Here is a 17,217-nt window from a genome sequence, read left to right on the forward strand (position 1 = left end):
CGATGCACCGCACCGGACACCGCGCCCCGGCAAACCTTCCCGGCCACAGCACTAGACTCCCTCGCATGCTGCGTGTACTGGCCGTCGACGACGAAAAGCCGCTCCTGGAGGAGCTCCTCTACCTGCTGCGTTCCGACCCCCGGGTGCTCAGCGCCGAGGGTGCCTCGGATGCCACCGAGGCGCTGCGCCGGATCACCCGGGCGCTGGAGACCGGCCCGGACGGGGCCGACGGCATCGACGTGGTCTTCCTCGACATCCACATGGCCGGGCTGACCGGCCTGGACATCGCCCGGCTGCTGGCCGGCTTCGCGCGGCCGCCGCTCATCGTGTTCGTCACCGCCCACGAGGGGTTCGCGGTGCAGGCCTTCGACCTCAAGGCCATGGACTACGTGCTCAAGCCCGTCCGGCCGGAGCGGCTGGCCGAGGCCGTCCGGCGGGTCTGCGCGCAGCTCGGCCGGGCCGCCGGGGATCCGCCGGCGGCGGCCCCGGCCCCGGCGCTCACGGTCCCCGCTCAGCCGGCCGCCGAGGTCCCGGAGCAGATCGCCGTCGAACTGGGCGGGGTCACCCGCTTCGTGCCCATCGCGGACATCGCGTACGTCGAGGCCCAGGGCGACTACGCCCGGCTGCACACCGGCGAGGGCAGCCACCTGGTCCGCATCCCCCTGTCCACGCTCGAAGAGCGCTGGGCGGCGCGCGGATTCGTCCGCATCCACCGCCGCCACCTGGTCGCCCTCGGCCGGATCGACGAGCTGCGCCTCGACGCGGGCACCACCACCGTGCGAGTCGGCTCGGCTGAACTCCAGGTGAGCCGCAGGCACGCACGGGAACTGCGGGACCTGTTGATGCGCCAGGCGATGGGCTAGCGCGCAGCCGCCGGGGCGGCGCTTCGACCGTCCGGCGAACCGGTGAGCCGTTCGTCGCACCGGGAGGGGCGTACGGCGACCCGCCGGGGCCGTCGGCCGCAGCGTTGGCGCAGCGGTCCGCCGCCGCGGGTGCCCCTGCGTATCGTGGATCTTCCGGCGCGGGAGGAGGCACTGCCTAGATGTCCGAGATCCAGGCGCTGCTCGACGCCCTGACCGGACTGCCCCGCACCCGGCCCGCCGGGCCCGCCGAGGCCGAGGCGCTGCTGGCCCGGCTGCGCAGCGCGGCCGCGCGCTGGGCCGACGTACTGGGCGAGGCCAACGACGGGGTCACGCAGCAGCTGCCGCCCCGGGCGCAGGCGGCGCTGACGCTGGCCTTCCGGCGCGCGGAGCAGTCGTACGTGGAGCTGGAGATCGCCCTGCGCGACTGCGAGGAGCACCGGGACCCGGCGCACTGACTCCCGCGTGAGGATGCGGGGATGGCGCCGGATCGCGCCTGTTGCCCGGTCAGGGGCCGTGCGTAGACTCCGGTCACCCCCGCCCCCAGCCGAAGGACCCGACCGGTGAACCAGACGTACGCGCTGACCGCGGTCACCGTGGTCGTGCTGGTCACGGTGCTGGTCGGCGCGCTGGGGCTGCGGATATCCCGGACCACCTCCGACTTCTACGTCGCCTCGCGGACGGTCGGCCCCCGGCTCAACGCGGCGGCCATCAGCGGGGAGTACCTGTCCGCCGCCTCCTTCCTGGGGGTTGCGGGCCTGGTGCTGCTCCAGGGGCCCGAGATGCTCTGGTACCCGGTCGGCTACACGGCGGGGTACCTGGTGCTGCTGGTGCTGGTGGCGGCCCCCCTGCGCCGCTCGGGGGCGTACACGCTGCCCGATTTCGCCGAGGCTCGGCTGGAGTCGCAGGCGGTGCGGCGCATCGCGGTGCTGTTCGTGCTCGGGGTCGGCTGGCTCTACCTGCTGCCGCAGTTGCAGGGTGCGGGGCTGACCCTGGAGATCCTGACGGGGGCTCCGCACTGGGTGGGCGGGGTGGTCGTCGCGTTCGTGGTGACGGCGGCGGTCGCGTCGGGCGGGATGCGGAGCGTGACCTTCGTGCAGGCCTTCCAGTACTGGCTCAAGCTCACCGCCCTGCTGGTCCCGGCCTTCTTCCTGCTGGCGGCCTGGGCCGGGGACGGGGCGCCGCGGGTCTCCTTCGACGCCCCGGCGGTCTTTCGCGAGCACACCGCGGTCACGCTCGCGGAGGACGTACGGATCTCCCTGGACGCGCCGCTGACGGTGACGGTGACCGGCCGGGTGGACGGGCGGACGTACGAGGCCGCGCCGCTGACGCTCGGCGCCGGGCAGCATTCCGTACGGGCGCACGCGCGGCTGGAGTTCGCCCCGGACACCCCCGTACCGGGCACCCGGGCGCAGGGTGCGCCGGGCGGTCCCAGCTGGTCGGGGTCGCTGTCCGGGGACCGGCCGGAGCTGCGGCTGTACGCGACGTACGGGCTGATCCTGGCCACCTTCCTCGGCACCATGGGGCTGCCGCACGTGGCCGTGCGCTTCTACACCAGCCCCAACGGGCGGGCCGCGCGGCGCACCACGCTGGTGGTCCTCGGGCTGGTCGGCGTCTTCTACCTGTTGCCGCCGGTGTACGGGGCGCTCGGGCGGATCTACGCCCCCGAGCTGGCCCTGACCGGGGACGCGGACGCTGCCGTGCTGGTGCTGCCGGAGCGGCTGGTGGGCGGGGTGCCCGGGGAGCTGCTGGGGGCGCTGCTGGCCGGGGGCGCGTTCGCGGCCTTCCTGTCGACGGCCTCGGGGCTGACCATGGCGGTGGCCGGGGTGCTCCACCAGGACGTGCTGCGGGCGCGCGGGGTGCGCAGTTTCCGGGTCGCGGTGCTGGTGGCGATCCTGGTGCCGCTGGGAGGCAGTGTCGCGGCGACGGATGTGCCGGTGGCGGATGCGGTGGGGCTGGCCTTCGCGGTGTCGGCGTCCTCGTTCTGCCCGCTGCTGGTGCTGGGGATCTGGTGGCGCGGGCTGACCCCGCCCGGGGCGGTGGCCGGGCTGGTGACGGGTGGCGGGGCGGCGCTGAGTGCGGTGCTGGTGACGCGGGCCGGGCTGGCGCCGGCGGGGTGGGTCAACACGCTTCTGGCGTGGCCCGCGGTGTGGTCGGTGCCGCTGGGCTTCTCGACGATGGTGCTGGTGTCGCTGGCCACCCGGGCCCGGATCCCGGCCGGGACGGCGGCGACCCTGGCCCGGCTGCACCTTCCGGAGGACGTGACGGCGGGGGCCGGTTCCGGCGTCGCGGGCACGGGCGCGGGCGGTGCTCCGTGACCGGAGCGGTGCTCTCGCTGCTGGCGCCGGCGGGCGCCGCCCTGCTGCTGGGCCTCGGCTGGGCGGGCGGCCGGTGGCACGCCCGCCGCGGCGAACGCGCCGTCGGCCTCGATCTCGGCACCCCGGTGGAACGGGCCACCTTCCACACCCTGCACACCGCGTCCCTCGCCGCGCCCCCGCTGCGCGCCGGCCTGACCGAGGACGCCGCCCGCAAGGCCGCCAAACGGCTGCGCTCGCTGCTCGGCACCGAGGCACTGTGCCTCACCGACCGCGAGTCGGTGCTGGCCTGGGACGGGCCGGGCGCCGACCACCACCAGCGGCGGGCCATGGCCCGGGTGGCGGTGGTGCTGGAGTCGGGCCGCAGCCAGAGCCTGCGGACCGAGTGCGAGCGGCCCCACTGCCCGCTGAAGTGGGCGGTGGTGGCCCCGCTGACCGGCGAGGACGGAGTGCTGGGCGCTCTGGTGGCCTACGGCTCCCGGGAGTCGGCGGTGCTGGCGCGGGCCGCCACCGAGCTCGCCCGCTGGGTCTCCGTCCAGCTGGAGCTCTCCGAGCTGGACCGCTCCCGGACCCGGCTGATGGAGGCGGAGATCAAGGCGCTGCGGGCGCAGATCTCCCCGCACTTCATCTTCAACTCCCTCGCGGCCATCGCCTCGTTCGTGCGCACCGACCCGGAGCGGGCGCGGGATCTGCTGCTGGAGTTCGCGGACTTCACCCGCTACTCCTTCCGGCGCCACGGTGACTTCACCACGCTTGCCGAGGAGTTGCGCTCCATCGAGCAGTACCTGGCGCTGGCCGGAGCCCGGTTCGGCGACCGGCTGAAGGTGACCCTCCAAGTGGCTCCGGAGGTGCTGCCGGTGGCCCTGCCGTTCCTGTGCCTCCAGCCCCTGGTGGAGAACGCGGTCAAGCACGGGCTGGAGGACTCCACCGAGGAGTGCCGCATCACGATCGCCGCCCGGGACGCGGGCGCGGAGGCGCTGATCACCATCGAGGACAACGGCGTCGGGATGGACCCGGCCCTGCTGCGCCGGATCCTGGCCGGGGAGCGGGCGGGCTCCTCGTCCGGCGTCGGCCTGCCCAACGTGGACGAGCGGCTGCGCCAGGTGTACGGGGACGACTCCGGGCTCGTCATCGAAACGGGTGTCGGCGCCGGCATGAAGATCACGGTCCGGATTCCCAAATACCGTGCGGGAGTGCACAGTTCCGCCCCCGAAGGACGACTCCCCCGGCACTGACGCGGACGCCCTGCCCCGGGGCTCCGCCCCGTACCCAGCGCCTCAAACGCCGGCGGGGCTGGATCGTGGCTGATGCCGCCCGGCAAAGATCAGCCGCGCCGGCGTTTGAGGCGCGGGGCACGGCGCGGCACCAGGCAGACGGCATCAGCCATGTCCAGTCGCCGCCGCCCGCGAAACGCACGTGGCCCCCGGCCGCCCGCCAGGGACGGCCGGGGGCCACGGGGAGAGCGACTAGTGCTGTGGCCGGGAAGGTTTGCCCGTACTGGACGTACTTGCGCGGTCCGACAACGCGGCGAGGTGCCGTGCCGGGCGCCGCGACGCGGTGAACCCTTCCGGACACAGCACTAGCTCCAGCTGGCGTGCAGCGGCTTGCCCTCGGCGTAACCGGCGGCGGACTGGATGCCGACGACCGACTTCTCCTCGAACTCCGCGAGCGAGCCCGCGCCCGCGTAGGTGCACGAGGACCGGACGCCCGCGATGATCGAGTCGATCAGGTCCTCGACGCCCGGACGGGCCGGGTCGAGGAACATCCGCGAGGTGGAGATGCCCTCCTCGAACAGCGCCTTGCGGGCGCGGTCGTAGGCCGACTCCTCCGAGGTGCGGTTGCGCACGGCGCGCGCCGAGGCCATGCCGAAGGACTCCTTGTACAGGCGCCCGTCGGCGGACTGCTGCAGGTCGCCCGGGGACTCGTACGTACCGGCGAACCAGGAGCCGATCATGACGTTCGACGCACCGGCGGCCAGCGCCATCGCCACGTCGCGCGGGTGGCGGACGCCGCCGTCGGCCCACACGTGCTTGCCGTGCTTCTTCGCCTCCGCCGCGCACTCCAGCACCGCGGAGAACTGCGGGCGGCCCACGCCGGTCATCATGCGGGTGGTGCACATGGCGCCGGGGCCCACACCGACCTTGATGATGTCGGCGCCGGCGTCGATGAGGTCCTTGACGCCCTCGGCGGCGACGATGTTGCCGGCCACGATCGGGACCTGCGGGTCGAGCGCGCGGACGGCCTTGATCGCGTTGATCATCGATTCCTGGTGGCCGTGCGCGGTGTCGATGACGAGCGTGTCCACGCCCGCGTCGAGCAGCTGCTTGGCCTTGGCCACGAAGTCGCCGTTGATGCCGACGGCCGCCGCGATGCGCAGCTTGCCGTTGGCGTCGGTGGCCGGGGTGTACAGGGTCGCGCGCAGCGCACCCTTGCGGGTGAGGATGCCGACGAGCCTGCCGTCCTTGTCGACGGCCGGGGCCAGCTTGCGGTGGCCGGCGTCGAGCTTGTTGAAGGCCTCGCGGGGGTCGATGTCGGCGTCGATGAGCAGCAGCTCCTTCGACATGACCTCGGAGAGCTGGGTGAAGCGGTCCACACCGGTCAGGTCGTGGTCGGTGACGACGCCGACCGGGCGGCCCTCGTCGTCGACGACGATGCCGGCGCCGTGGGCGCGCTTGGGCAGCAGGGACAGCGCGTCGGCGACCGTCTGGGTGGGCGCCAGCGTGATCGGGGTGTCGAGCACGTGGTGGCGGGTCTTCACCCAGGAGATGACGTCGGTGACGATCTCGATCGGGATGTCCTGCGGGATGACGACGATGCCGCCGCGGCGGGCGACCGTCTCGGCCATCCGGCGGCCGGCGATGGCGGTCATGTTGGCCACGACCAGCGGAATGGTGGTGCCGGTGCCGTCGGGCGAGCAGAGGTCGACGCCCTGGCGGGAACCGACCGCGGAGCGGCTCGGCACCATGAACACATCGTCGTACGTCAGGTCGTACGGCGGCTTCAGGTCATTGAGGAAACGCACGTGCTGAACATCCCAGTCGATCGAAGGATCCTGTTAGTGGCTGACAGGGCAGCCGAGGAAACGCACGTACTTCATTCTCCCATGTCCCGGGGTTTACGCCGCCCGGGCCGATCGTCCAGGACATACCGGGCCGGGTGGTTCTTTCCTACGGGACCTTGGTCCTTCCCGGGGCCCTTTCCGGGGGTCCTTTCCGGGTTTCTTTCCGGGTTTCTTTCCGCACTTCGTTCCGGTGCCCGGCCCCCGCTCCGCCGGTGGACCGGGCCGGTGCGCTGCCCCAGCGGCAGGATCGTTCCGCCGTGCCGGACCGCCGTGAACTCGGCGGCGATGGCCAGGGCGGTCTCCTCGGGGGTCCCACCGCCGAGGTCCAGGCCGATCGGCGAGCGCAGCCGGGCCAGCGCGACCGGACCCACCCCTTGCGCGCGCAGCCGGGCCGTGCGATCGGCGTGCGTGCGCCGCGATCCCATGGCTCCGACGTATCCCACGGGCAGTCCCAGCGCGAGCGCGAGCAGCGGTACGTCGAACTTGGCGTCGTGGGTGAGGACGCACACCGCGGTACGGGCATCCAGGCGCCCTGCGGCAGATTCCGCGGCCAGGTGCCGGTGGGGCCAGTCCACGATCACCTCGTCGGCGCCGGGGAAGCGCGCCCGCGTGGCGAAGACGGCCCGCGCGTCGCAGACGGTGACCCGGTAGCCGAGGAAGGCCCCGATCCGTGCGAGGGCGGCCGCGAAGTCGATGGCTCCGTAGACGATCAGCCGGGGCCGCTCGGCGGCCGATTCGACCAGCAGGGTCAGCGGCTCCCCGCACAGCCCGCCCGCCGTGCCCAGTTCGACGGTGCCCGTGCGTCCGGCCAGCAGCAGCGCCCGCACCTGCCCGGCGGCGGCCCGGTCCAGTTCCGCGCCCCCGCCCAGGCAGCCCTCGTGGCCTCCGTCGGCGTGCACGGCCAGGGCCCGGCCCCGCTGCTGCGCCGGGCCGGACACCACCCGGGCCAGCGCGGCCCGCGCCCCGCCGCAGGCGGCGTCGAGCACCGAGCCGATGACGGGGCGTACCGGGTCGTGCCCGCGTACCGGGGTGATCAGGACGTCCAGGACTCCCCCGCAGGTCAGCCCGACGGCGAAGGCGTCGTCGTCGCTGTGGCCGAAGCGGTGCAGGCCGCCCTCGCCGGACCCGATGGCGTCGAGGCACAGCGCGTGCACGGCCGACTCCACGCAGCCCCCGGAGAGGGAGCCGAGCGCGGTGCCGTCGGCGTCCACGGCGAGCGAGGCCCCCGGTCCGCGCGGCGCGCTGCCGCTGACGGCCACGACCGTGGCCAGCGCGAAGTCCCGCCCGGCGGCGCACCACGCGCGTAGTTCCGCGGCGATGTCGAGCATCAGCGGATGTACTCGCGGCGCGTGGTCTGCCCGGGTATGAGCGGACGTGGCGGCAGCACCGGCGGTGTGGCGGCGCGGGCGGCCGGGCGGGTGGCCGCGGGCAGCGCCGGGCCGGCGTAGGCCTCGGGGAATCGGCCGCGGGCGCCCAGCAGGGTCGCGGCGTGGGCGACGCTGGCGAGGGTGGCGTGGTGGTGCCAGCCCCGGAAGGAGCGGCCCTCGAAGTCCCGGATGCCGACGGGTTCGCAGACGTCGGTGAAGTCGAGGGAGACCCGGTCGGTGAGCTTGGCCAGCAGGAAGAGCTGCGCCAGCGGCCGGTCCCCGATGTTGGTGATCCAGAACTCGGAGGGCAGCAGGGCCGCTTCGGTCCACGCGCCCACGAGCAGCAGTGGGGTGGGGGGCGCGGGCGCGAACCGGTCCTCGCCGGGGGCGGTGAAGATCGAGGCCGAGGTCAGCAGGGTCACGGCTCCCTCGGTGCGGCCGTGCCGAGTCCATTCGACGACGCGCCGCTGGGAGCGCAGCGAGTCGATGAGCTCACGGGCCGGCGCGGTGTACGGCCCGGGTTTGTGACGGCCGGCGCCGCCGAAGGAGACGGACAGCGAGCCGTCCACCTTGAAGACGAAGGGGATGTCCTGGAGGGCGAAGGACTCGGCACACTGCGGGAGTTCGCTGTTGGAGACCTCCATCACCACGGGCCGGCGCTGGAGTTGCCAGGTCGCGGCCATCCGCTGAACGGCGTGTACGGCGTCCTGGGCGGGAGTGAGGGAGCGGGCGGTGTCCGGTATGCCGGCCCGTCGGCGGCGCAGGAGTTCGCTGGTCCACGGTCCGGGGAGGGTCAGGGTCCATTCGACGGGGAAGGCGGCTTCGCTGGACGCGAGCCAGATCCCGCCGGCCTGCTGGCAGTTGGCGGTGCGGCCGAGCTGGGGGACGAACTGCCGCCCGACGCCGACCGAGCGGTCACCGGCCTTCTCGATGACCATGGGCTGGACGACCCAGGCCAGCGGGCGCTGGGCGGTGCGTTCCAGGTGCTGGGCGAGGGAGCGGCGTACGGGGGTCCAGTCCCACGGGGATTTGCTGATGAACTGCTGGAGGCTCTGCTCGACGGAACTGGCCCCTGTTCCGGCGATGTTACGGATTGTTTTCTTCCCGGTGGTCCGCACGAGGCCGTTCAGATATACGCGGGCCCAGTTTCGCTGGTCCCGCCGGGGTAAGGACTCGAAGAGAAGTGAGATCAGTACGTCGATCAATTCGGAGATTTCCTTGGCGGATTCCTCCGGCAGAGCTACGCGAGCCATCTCGGCCTCCCCCGCGACCAGCTAGATCCATTACCCTACTTGACCGCGCAGAACGGCCGTAGGGCCGGGCGGCTACTTCCTGAGGTCGCTGGCAGTTTCGAGCCGCTCCTCATCTACCACGAGGGGGATGGGGATCTGGTTCGCCGCGTAGTAGAGGGCAATCAGGAAGTGTGCGACGAGAGTGAGCGGGGCGGAGAAGAAGGACAGGACGACGGTCAAGGGGTAGGCGATGGCGCCCAGGCCGAATCGCATCCGCGTCGCACGGGCCCCGTCCTTGTCCACGGTTTCGTGGAAAAGGTGGCCGACCTGGGTGACATACCACCAGAAGGCCAGGAATGCGAGGGCGTAGACGACGGTCCAGGCGCTGTAGAGGATGGCGGCCACGTTGGCCGAATCGTCGTTCACGAGGTGTTCGGCGAGCACATTGGTGGTGTACGGAATCACCGAAACCACCATCAGCACCAGGAGATTCAGGAACAACAACGGTCGGTCGACCCGCTTGAGGTGACTGAAGATCGTGTGGTGATTCACCCACATGACGCCGATGATCAGGAAACTCACGACGTATGCCGCGTAGTGCGGCCATTGTTCCCACAGTCCGTGCCAGAGCTCGTCGCCCTGACCTTCCGGAACCTTTAATTCCAGGACCAGGATCGTGATCACGATGGCGAATACGCCGTCGCTGAACGCCTCGACCCGGTTCGTTTCCTGCTCCACGGCCTCCCCTTCCCCCTGCGCTCGCGCCCTCGCGGGTGCCCGGGGAGGGCGCCACCCGGCCCTCCCCGCACACGCTACCCAGATATCGGGTCTCAGCCGCCGAAGCCGGCGGTCTGGCGCCAGATCCGGCCATCGCGGACGACGAGTGTCCCGAACGCGTGCTCCGGTTCGCCGTTCAGATTCATGATCGCCCGGTAGAAGATCGTGTCCTCGGTCTCGATGTACTCCTGGAGCTCCACCAGGGTGGGCTTCACGGTGAGGTAGCCCGTGAAGGTCTCGCGCACCGCCTCGATCCCCACCGAGGCGCCCTCGAAGCGCAACAGCACAGCGTCATCGGTGTAGTTCTTCATGACCGCCTCGATGTCCAGGGCGGCCAGCGCCTCCATCTGGCGGACGAACACCGGGTGCAGTGTGGCGATGTCGTACGTGGTCATGTCGACTCCGTTCTCTCAACTGGTGGATGTGGGGCCGTCCGCCGGCACGGCGCAGGAGGGATCGGTCCCCGACAGCGGCAGCCGGACGAGCATCCGGGTCTCCCCCGGACGCGACCGGGCCGTGATCGACCCGTGGTGGCGCTGGGTCACGATGCGGTAGCTGAGGTGCAGGCCGAGTCCCGTCCCCTTGCCCACGTCCTTGGTGGTGTAGAAGGGCTCGAAGATCCGCGGCAGGGACTCCTCGGGGATGCCCCGGCCGGTGTCGGCGATCTCCACGACCATGCAGACGCCCTCGGCCCGCACGCGCAGGGCGAGCGTGCCGGAACCCTCCATGGCCTCGGCCGAGTTGTCGACGAGGTTGGTCCACACCTGGTTCAGCTCACTGGGATGGCCCGTCAGTTCGGGCAGGTCGGGGTGGTACTCACGGACGATGCTGATGCCGGTGAGCTTGGAACGCAGCACGACCAGCGTGTTCTCCAGCCCTTCGGTCACCGAGAAGCGCTGCTCGGGCGCACGGTCGAGATTGGCGTAATCCCGGGTGGCGGACACCAGTTGGGAGATCCGGGGACCGGCCGCGCGCAGCTCGGCCGCCAGCGAACGGATCTCCAGGAGCGCCGCGAGGTGATCCAGGGCCGCGGGCAGGGCCGGCTCGCCGACGCCCTCCAGGCGCTCCAGCAGCCAGCCCAGCTGCAGCCCGAGGTCCGAGACGCCGGCGCCGAGCAGTCCGGGCCGCTCGGCGCCCGCCTCCTCGGCCCAGTCGGCGATCTCCTCCTCGGCGTCCGCCTGGGCGAGCGGATCGCTCACCACCGGCGGCGCCACCTTGTCGAGCTCGTCGGCCAGCCGGTCGAGTACGGCGCGCTCCGCGCCCGTCGCGGCCGCGCCCCAGGCCTGGGCGCTGCGGGTGAGCCCGTCCAGGGCGGGCACCAGCTCCTGGGCGGCGCGGGCCACGGCGGCCGCGGGGTTGTTCAGCTCGTGCGCGAGGCCCGCGGCGAGGGTGCCGAGAGCCTCGACGGTGGCCCGCTTGCGGGCCTGGACCTCGGAGGACTTGATCCGCCAGGCCAGCACGGGGATCAGTACCGCCGCCACCCCGTGGCAGCGGGTCAGCATCTCGAAGAACACCGGCTTGGCGTAGGCCACGACGGTGGTGGCCGGCCCGCTCGCGGCCGCGGTGGCCACGTACGCGCCGTCGGTCAGCAGCGGCAGCTCGCCGGTGAACCGGTGGGCCGCGGCGGGCTTCCCGTCGTGCTCCTCGGCCGCCGCGTACTCCTCCTCCGTGGAGTGCCGGGTGAGGACCTCCTCGCGGCCGTCGACGACCTTGGTCACCACCAGGCCTCCCGAGAGCAGGACGTGGAAGCCGGTGGCCTCCTCGCCGTCGCGGAAGAGGATCTCGCCGTCGGCGAGCACCCGGGGTTCGGAGACCGAGACCAGCCAGTCCAACTGCTCCTCGGTGAGCCCTTCGAAGATCTCCAGCCCGCGCAGGGCGGAGCGCAGCGCCTCGGCCTTCACGCCGGACCCCCTTCTGCCTTGGTACGGGCGGCCAGCCTCAGGGTGACCAGCAGAGCCAGCGCGCACACCGCGGCGACGGCGGTCATGAAGCCGACCGAGGTGCGCTGGAGGCCGTGGATGTTGGTGAGCATCCCGGCGAGCACCGCGGGCACGCTCATCGCCAGGTACGCGAAGACGTAGACGGCGGCGGTCAGTTCGCCGCGGCGAGCCGGGTCGGCCAGTGCGCTCAGGGCGCGGAATGAGCCGAGGAAGGCCGCGCCCCAGCCGCTGCCGAGCACGGCGGTGGCGACCAGGAACACGGCGGCCGAGCCGAGACCCAGAGCCAGCAGGACCAGGCCGAGCCCCGCGAGCAGCCCGCACAGCCCGAGCAGCGCCGTGCGCAGCGCCTCGGTGCGGCCCAGCAGCAGTTGGGAGGCGGTGGCGGCGCCCGCGAGGAGGGCGACGGTGGCGCCGCCGACGAGGTGGTTGGTGGACTGGAACAGCGAGAGGGCCAGGTGCGGGCCGAGCGAGAGGTAGAAGCCGCCGACCGACCAGACGGCGACGACGGTCAGGACGAGGACGGCGAAGCGGCCGCGGGCGGCGGCCGGGATCCGGATCCGGTGCGGGGCGATCCGCGGCCGGCCACCCGATCCGGGGGCGCTCTCCCCCATCCGCACCACGCCGACCAGCACGCCGGCGAAGGCGCCGATCAGCAGCAGGTAGGTCAGTACGGTCGGGGCGGGCGCGTACTGGACGAGCAGCCCGGCCCCGATGCCGCCGAGCCCGATGCCGACGGTCGGACCCGCGCTGTTGACCTGCGCGCCGAGCGCGGGCCGCGAGCGCGGGGTGAGTTCCAGCAGCGCGGCGCCCATCGCCCCGGTGGCCAGGCCCACGGCGAGCCCCTGCACGGCGCGGGCGGCGAGCAGCAGCCCGAGTCCCCGGGCCCCGGCGAACAGGCCCATGGAGACGATCGCGAGGACCAGTGCGGCGCCCAGGACGGGACGCCGGCCGAGGGTGTCCGACAGGGATCCGAACAGCAGCAGGCCGGCGAGCACGGTGACGGCGTACAGGGCGAAGACCACCGTGATGGTGCCGGAGGAGAGTCCCCACTTCTCCTGGTAGAGCACATAGAGGGCGGAGGGGACGGAGGAGGAGAGCATCAGCAGCACGAGGACCGCGCCCACCAGCCAGAATCCGGAGCCTCTGGCCCCGCCGGCCAGGTGGGTGGCGGGAGTCGCGGAAGTGGCGGGAGTGTCTGGGACGGGAGGGTGCAAGGTGACCCCTGTGGTCGACGGTGTCCTCATGGTCCTTGCGGTCCTGGTGGTCCTTGCGGTCCTGGTGGTCAGGGCGGTCCTGGTGGTCCTGGCGGTCGTCGTGGTCGTCTCGGACGGTTCCACTGCTCCACTCAACTCCCCGTGGTGTGCGGTCAGGCGCGGGACTGGTCCTGCGCCCTCGCCAGCGCGCGGGCGGTCAGCACCCCCGCGAGGTGGCCCAGGTACTCGGCCGAGGTGCCGCGGCCGGGGACGAAGAGTTCCCGGGGCTCGCCGCGGAAGGCCGCGAGCACGGTCCGGGTCGTGTACGGGCCCCCGCGCAGCCGTTCCTCGACCCCGCGCAGCCGCAGCGCCCGGACGGTGGCCCCGGTGACGGCGATGCGGGGCCCGTCGGGGGTGATCCGTACCGCGGTGGCGCACAGCGGGTAGCGGGTGGCCCGGTCGGCGGTCTTCTCGAAGGCCGCGCCCCGCCCGGCGCCCGGTACGAGCAGGGCGGTGACCACGGCTCCGGCGGGCGCGCCGGTGGCGGCGAACTCCTCGGCCCGCAGCGCCGAGCGGCCGCCGGGGCCGGCCAGTTCGACCAGCCCGTCGGCGACGATGGCCGCCACCGGCAGGTCGGTGGCCCTCCCGGTGGCGGCCAGGTTCCCGCCGACGGTGCCGAGGTTGCGCACCTGCGGGTCGCCGTTGGCGCGGGCCGCGGCGGCCAGCTCGGGGGCCTCGGCGAGCACCCGCGGGTGCGCGGCGAGTTCGGCGAGCGTGGTGAGGGCCCCGATGCGCAGTCCTTCGGCGGTGCGCTCGATGCCCCGCAGCTCCTCCAGGTGCCGTACGTCGACCAGCAGGCGGGCCCGGTCGGCCCCGGTGCGCAGGTCGGGCAGCAGGCTCTGGCCCCCGGCAAGCACCCGGGCGCCCGGGGCGGCGGACAGCAGGGCCAGCGCCTCGTCGAGGCCGGCGGGCCGGACGTAGTCGAACTCGGCGAGGATCACTGGGGCTCTCCCTGGAGGCGGCGCCAGACCTTCTCGGGGGTCAGGGGCATGTCGATGTGCCGCACGCCCAGGTCGCTCAGGGCGTCGACGACCGCGTTGACCACGGCCGCGGCGGGCGGCACGGTGGCGATCTCGCCCGCGCCCTTGGCCCCGAGCGGATTGTGCGGGGAGGGGGTGACCGTCTTGTCGAGGACGAAGAACGGCACGTCGGCCGCGCGCGGCAGGGCGTACTTGGTGAGGTCGGAGCTGACCAGCAGCCCGTTCTCGTCGTACTCCGCGGCCTCCATCAGCGCCTGGCCGAGGCCGTGCACGATGCTGCCCTCGATCTGGCCGAGGACCACCTTGGGGTTGCCGATGTTGCCGGCGTCGTCGACGGCGGTGTAGGCCACCACCTCGCTCTCGCCGGTCAGTTCGTCGACCTCGACGACCGCGACGTGGGTCCCGAAGGGGTAGTTGAAGTCCGGCGGGTCGAAGTGGGTGGTCTCGTCGAGGGCGGGTTCGATCTCCGGGGGCAGCCCCCAGCCGTACCACATGGCCATCGCCAGCTCGGCGAAGGTCTTGGCGTTCTCCTCGTTGCCCTCTTCGTGGACCTTGCCGCCCGCGTAGACCACCTTGTCCTCGGGGAGCCCGAGGAAGACGGCCCCGGCCCTGACCAGCTTGGCCTTGATCTTCCGGGCGGTGAGCGCGACGGCCGGCGCGGCCATGCTGTAGGAGCGCGAGCCGTAGGTGCCCTGCCCGTAGGGGGCCTTCTGCGTATCGCCCTCGTACACCTGGACCTGGGCCGGGTCGATGCCGAGCTCGTCGGCGGCGACCTGCGCGAAGACGGTGCCGTGGCTCTGGCCGGTGGAGGCGGAGCCGACGGTGACGGTGACCTCGCCGGTCGGGTGGACGCGGATGTTGGCGCTCTCCCAGGTGCCGCCGAGCATGCCCTCCTTGGCCATCCGGGTGGAGGGGCCGACCCCGCAGACGGCGACGTAGGTGGCGATGCCGACGCCGAGGCGCTTGCCGCGGGTGCGCGCCTCGGCCTTGCGGGCGGGCATGTCGGCGTAGCCGGACAGTTCGATCGCCCGGTCGAAGTTGAGCTGGTAGTTCCCGGAGTCGTAGGTCCAGCCGAGGCCGTTGTCGTACGGGAACTTCTCCTTCGGCACCAGGTTCCTGCGCCGTACCGCCGCCGGGTCCATGCCGATCTCGGTGGCGTACCGGTCGACCAGGCGCTCCATGAGGAAGGCCGCCTCGGCCCGTCCGCTGCCGCGCTGGGCGCCGAGCGAGACGGTGTTGGTGAAGGCGGCGTACACCTCGCAGAAGGCGGCGGGGATGTCGTACATCCCGCTGATGGAACGGCCCATCAGGGCGGTGGCGACACCCGGGCCGATGGTGGAGGGGTAGGCGCCGAGGTTGGCGTAGCTGGTGGCCCGGACGGCGGTGATGCGGCCGTCGCGGGTGCCGGCCAGGGTGACGTGCTGGCGGTGGTCGCGGCCCTGGACGGTGGAGTTCATCAGGCCGGTGCGGGTGTCGACCCATTTCACGGGGCGGCCGAGCGCCTTGGAGAGCAGCAGGACCAGCGCCATGTCGGGGTAGAGGTAGCCCTTGGTGCCGAAGCTGCCCCCGACGGTCGGGGCGATGACGCGCAGCTTGTTGAAGGGGATCCCGAGGACCAGGGCGGAGAGCAGGAAGCGGTGGTTGTGCGGGCCCTGGGTGGAGGCGTAGAGGGTGTACTCGCCGGTGGCGGCGTTGAAGTCGCCGACCGCGCCGCGGGGCTCGATGGGGCTGTTGACGGTGCGCTGGTTCACCAGGTCCAGCTCCACGGTGACCTCGGCCTCGGCGATGGCCGCGTCGGTGCGGTCCTTGTCGCCGCAGGTCCAGTACGCGTTCAGGTTGCCGGGGACGGTCTCGTGCAGCTGGGGCGCGCCCTCGGCGAGCGCCTCGTCGGCCCGGGTGACCACGGGCAGCGGCTCGTACTCGACGGCGATGGCGCTGAGCGCCGCGGCGGCCTGGCGCGGGGTCTCGGCGACGACCACGGCGATGGGGTCCCCGACGTGGCGGACGGCATCGCCGGTGAGGACCGGGCGGGCGCCGGGAAGTCCGTAGGGGTGGGGCGGGAAGTGGCTCTCGACCCCGCCGGGTATCCAGATGCAGGGCAGCGGCATGACCTCGGTGAAGTCGGCCGCGGTGGCCACCTTCAGGACGCCCGGCAGCTGCTCGGCGGCCTTGGTCTCGATGGAGAGGATCCTCGCGTGGGCCACCGGGCTGCCGAGGATGGCCATGTGCGCGGTGCCGGGCAGGTTGATGTCGGCCACGTACGTGGCCTCGCCGCGCAGCAGTTGCGGGTCCTCGCGGCTGTCCAGCGGCTGACCCAGCACGCCGCCTCCCGGGGCGGCGGCCTCCCCCGTCACTGTGGTCATCTCCCTCACGCCTCCTGTCCGGTGGCGGTCGCGGCGGCTGCGGCGGCCGGCACCTCGGCCCGGGCGGCGGCGCAGGCGCGCTGCACCCCGCGCACGACGCTGTGGTAGCCGGTGCAGCGGCACAGGTTGCCCGTGAGCCACTCGCGGATCTCGGGCTCGGTGGGGGCCTCGCGGTCGGCGGTGTTCCCGACGAGTTCGCCGAGGGCCATGACCATCCCGGGGGTGCAGAAGCCGCACTGGGTGCCGTGCTCCTGGCGCAGGGCCTCCTGGAGGCCGGTGAGTTCCCCGCCGGGGGTGGTGACTCCCTCGATGGTGGTCACCGCGGAGCCGGCGGCCGAGGCGGTGAGGACCAGGCAGCTCTTGACGGACCGGCCGTCGAGCCGGACGACGCAGGTGCCGCACTGGCCGGTGTCGCAGCCGACCTTGGTGCCGGTCAGTCCCAGGCCGTCGCGGAGCCGTTCCACGAGCAGTTCGTTCGGCTCGGCCGCGAACCGCTCGGGTCTTCCGTTCACGTTCAGTGAGAGATCCATGCCAGCGCCTGCGCTTCCGTGAGCGGCCGGTTGAAGAGGGGTCCGCCGGGTTGTTGGAGAATTCCTCCGGAGTGCAGCGGACCGGTGTCGACGGGGGCGAATCCCAGATCCGTGATGATTCCCGCGACGATTTCTTTCGCTTTCACGTCGTCGCCCGCCGTGAAATGGGCGAGGCGCTCTCCCCGTGCGGTTCCCGCGACGGCGAGGGTCTCGAAGTGCATGGTGTTCAGGGATTTCACCACCCGGGCGCCGGGATACCAATCGGCGACGAGTTCGCTGGATCCGCGGCCGCCCAGGTCCCGGGGTTTTCCGGCGCCGCTGAACGCATTCGTGGCGTCGACCAGCACGGTGTCCTGTACGGAGTCCTGCGGCAGCAGGCCCCGGACTCCGTCGAACGGCACCATCAGCACCAGCAGTTCGGCCCGGTCGGGGGGCGCGGCGGGGGGGGCCGCCGGGGGCGCGGGGCCGGGGTCGGCGGCCAGGGGCGCCCGGCGCGGCGGGGCGCGGGGGGTGGGGGGCGCCACCACGGGGGCCGCGGC

At 72.8% G+C, this 17,217-nt stretch carries 15 protein-coding genes; 4 read left to right on the forward strand and 11 right to left on the reverse strand.

Translation table 11 applies throughout. The features are described from left to right. The first annotated feature begins 65 nt into the window (after positions 1-65). The 4 genes from ACFWBF_RS21990 to ACFWBF_RS22005 all read left to right on the forward strand — a co-directional run bounded on the left by ACFWBF_RS21990 (position 66) and on the right by ACFWBF_RS22005 (position 4,410). Positions 66-863 carry a LytR/AlgR family response regulator transcription factor gene (locus ACFWBF_RS21990; protein ID WP_385604382.1) on the forward strand — a complete coding sequence of 266 codons (798 nt, stop codon included), beginning with the start codon at positions 66-68 and terminating at the stop codon, positions 861-863. 179 nt (positions 864-1,042) lie between these two features. Beyond that, positions 1,043-1,318, forward strand: a complete 276-nt coding sequence (locus ACFWBF_RS21995; protein ID WP_385604385.1) for a hypothetical protein — start codon at positions 1,043-1,045, stop codon at positions 1,316-1,318. 105 nt (positions 1,319-1,423) lie between these two features. Then, complete coding sequence (locus ACFWBF_RS22000; protein WP_385604388.1) at positions 1,424-3,178, forward strand: cation acetate symporter; 1,755 nt, start codon at positions 1,424-1,426, stop codon at positions 3,176-3,178. Beyond that, entirely contained in the window at positions 3,175-4,410 is a 1,236-nt protein-coding gene (locus ACFWBF_RS22005; RefSeq protein WP_385604391.1) for a histidine kinase, read from the forward strand. The genes ACFWBF_RS22000 and ACFWBF_RS22005 overlap by 4 nt, the downstream gene beginning before the upstream one ends. A gap of 344 nt (positions 4,411-4,754) precedes the next feature. On the opposite strand, the gene ACFWBF_RS22010 is transcribed toward ACFWBF_RS22005, so the two are convergent. The 11 genes from ACFWBF_RS22010 to ACFWBF_RS22060 all read right to left on the reverse strand — a co-directional run. Continuing rightward, positions 4,755-6,197: a GuaB1 family IMP dehydrogenase-related protein gene (locus tag ACFWBF_RS22010; RefSeq protein ID WP_385604394.1), complete on the reverse strand. Its 1,443-nt coding sequence runs from the start codon at positions 6,195-6,197 to the stop codon at positions 4,755-4,757. Positions 6,198-6,268: 71 nt separating this feature from the next. Then, the gene (locus tag ACFWBF_RS22015) at positions 6,269-7,564 is read right to left on the reverse strand and encodes an XdhC family protein (RefSeq protein ID WP_385604397.1); all 1,296 of its coding nucleotides are present in this window, start codon (positions 7,562-7,564) and stop codon (positions 6,269-6,271) included. Beyond that, a complete protein-coding gene (locus tag ACFWBF_RS22020; protein WP_385604400.1) occupies positions 7,564-8,856 on the reverse strand; it encodes an IS701 family transposase in 1,293 nt (430 codons plus the stop codon). The genes ACFWBF_RS22015 and ACFWBF_RS22020 overlap by 1 nt, the downstream gene beginning before the upstream one ends. A 72-nt stretch (positions 8,857-8,928) precedes the next feature. Next, positions 8,929-9,573, reverse strand: a complete 645-nt coding sequence (locus tag ACFWBF_RS22025) for a TMEM175 family protein (protein WP_385604403.1) — start codon at positions 9,571-9,573, stop codon at positions 8,929-8,931. 92 nt (positions 9,574-9,665) lie between these two features. After that, entirely contained in the window at positions 9,666-10,007 is a 342-nt protein-coding gene (locus ACFWBF_RS22030; RefSeq protein WP_385604406.1) for a nuclear transport factor 2 family protein, read from the reverse strand. 15 nt (positions 10,008-10,022) lie between these two features. Continuing rightward, positions 10,023-11,513 (reverse strand): ATP-binding protein, encoded by a 1,491-nt coding sequence (locus ACFWBF_RS22035; protein ID WP_385604409.1) that lies wholly within the window; start codon positions 11,511-11,513, stop codon positions 10,023-10,025. After that, positions 11,510-12,676 carry an MFS transporter gene (locus ACFWBF_RS22040; RefSeq protein ID WP_385604412.1) on the reverse strand — a complete coding sequence of 389 codons (1,167 nt, stop codon included), beginning with the start codon at positions 12,674-12,676 and terminating at the stop codon, positions 11,510-11,512. The genes ACFWBF_RS22035 and ACFWBF_RS22040 overlap by 4 nt, the downstream gene beginning before the upstream one ends. A gap of 242 nt (positions 12,677-12,918) precedes the next feature. After that, positions 12,919-13,746 carry an FAD binding domain-containing protein gene (locus ACFWBF_RS22045; RefSeq protein ID WP_385604414.1) on the reverse strand — a complete coding sequence of 276 codons (828 nt, stop codon included), beginning with the start codon at positions 13,744-13,746 and terminating at the stop codon, positions 12,919-12,921. After that, positions 13,743-16,148: a xanthine dehydrogenase family protein molybdopterin-binding subunit gene (locus ACFWBF_RS22050; protein WP_385604417.1), complete on the reverse strand. Its 2,406-nt coding sequence runs from the start codon at positions 16,146-16,148 to the stop codon at positions 13,743-13,745. The genes ACFWBF_RS22045 and ACFWBF_RS22050 overlap by 4 nt, the downstream gene beginning before the upstream one ends. 5 nt (positions 16,149-16,153) lie before the next feature. Continuing rightward, on the reverse strand, positions 16,154-16,678 hold the full coding sequence (locus ACFWBF_RS22055) for a (2Fe-2S)-binding protein (protein ID WP_385604421.1): 525 nt from the start codon (positions 16,676-16,678) through the stop codon (positions 16,154-16,156). After that, on the reverse strand, positions 16,663-17,217 hold a 555-nt coding region (locus tag ACFWBF_RS22060), incomplete at its 5' end, for an NADPH-dependent F420 reductase (protein ID WP_385604424.1). The genes ACFWBF_RS22060 and ACFWBF_RS22055, both read right to left, overlap by 16 nt.

It is taken from the genome of Streptomyces sp. NPDC060028, assembly GCF_042736725.1.
Classification (GTDB): Bacteria; Actinomycetota; Actinomycetes; order Streptomycetales; family Streptomycetaceae; genus Streptomyces.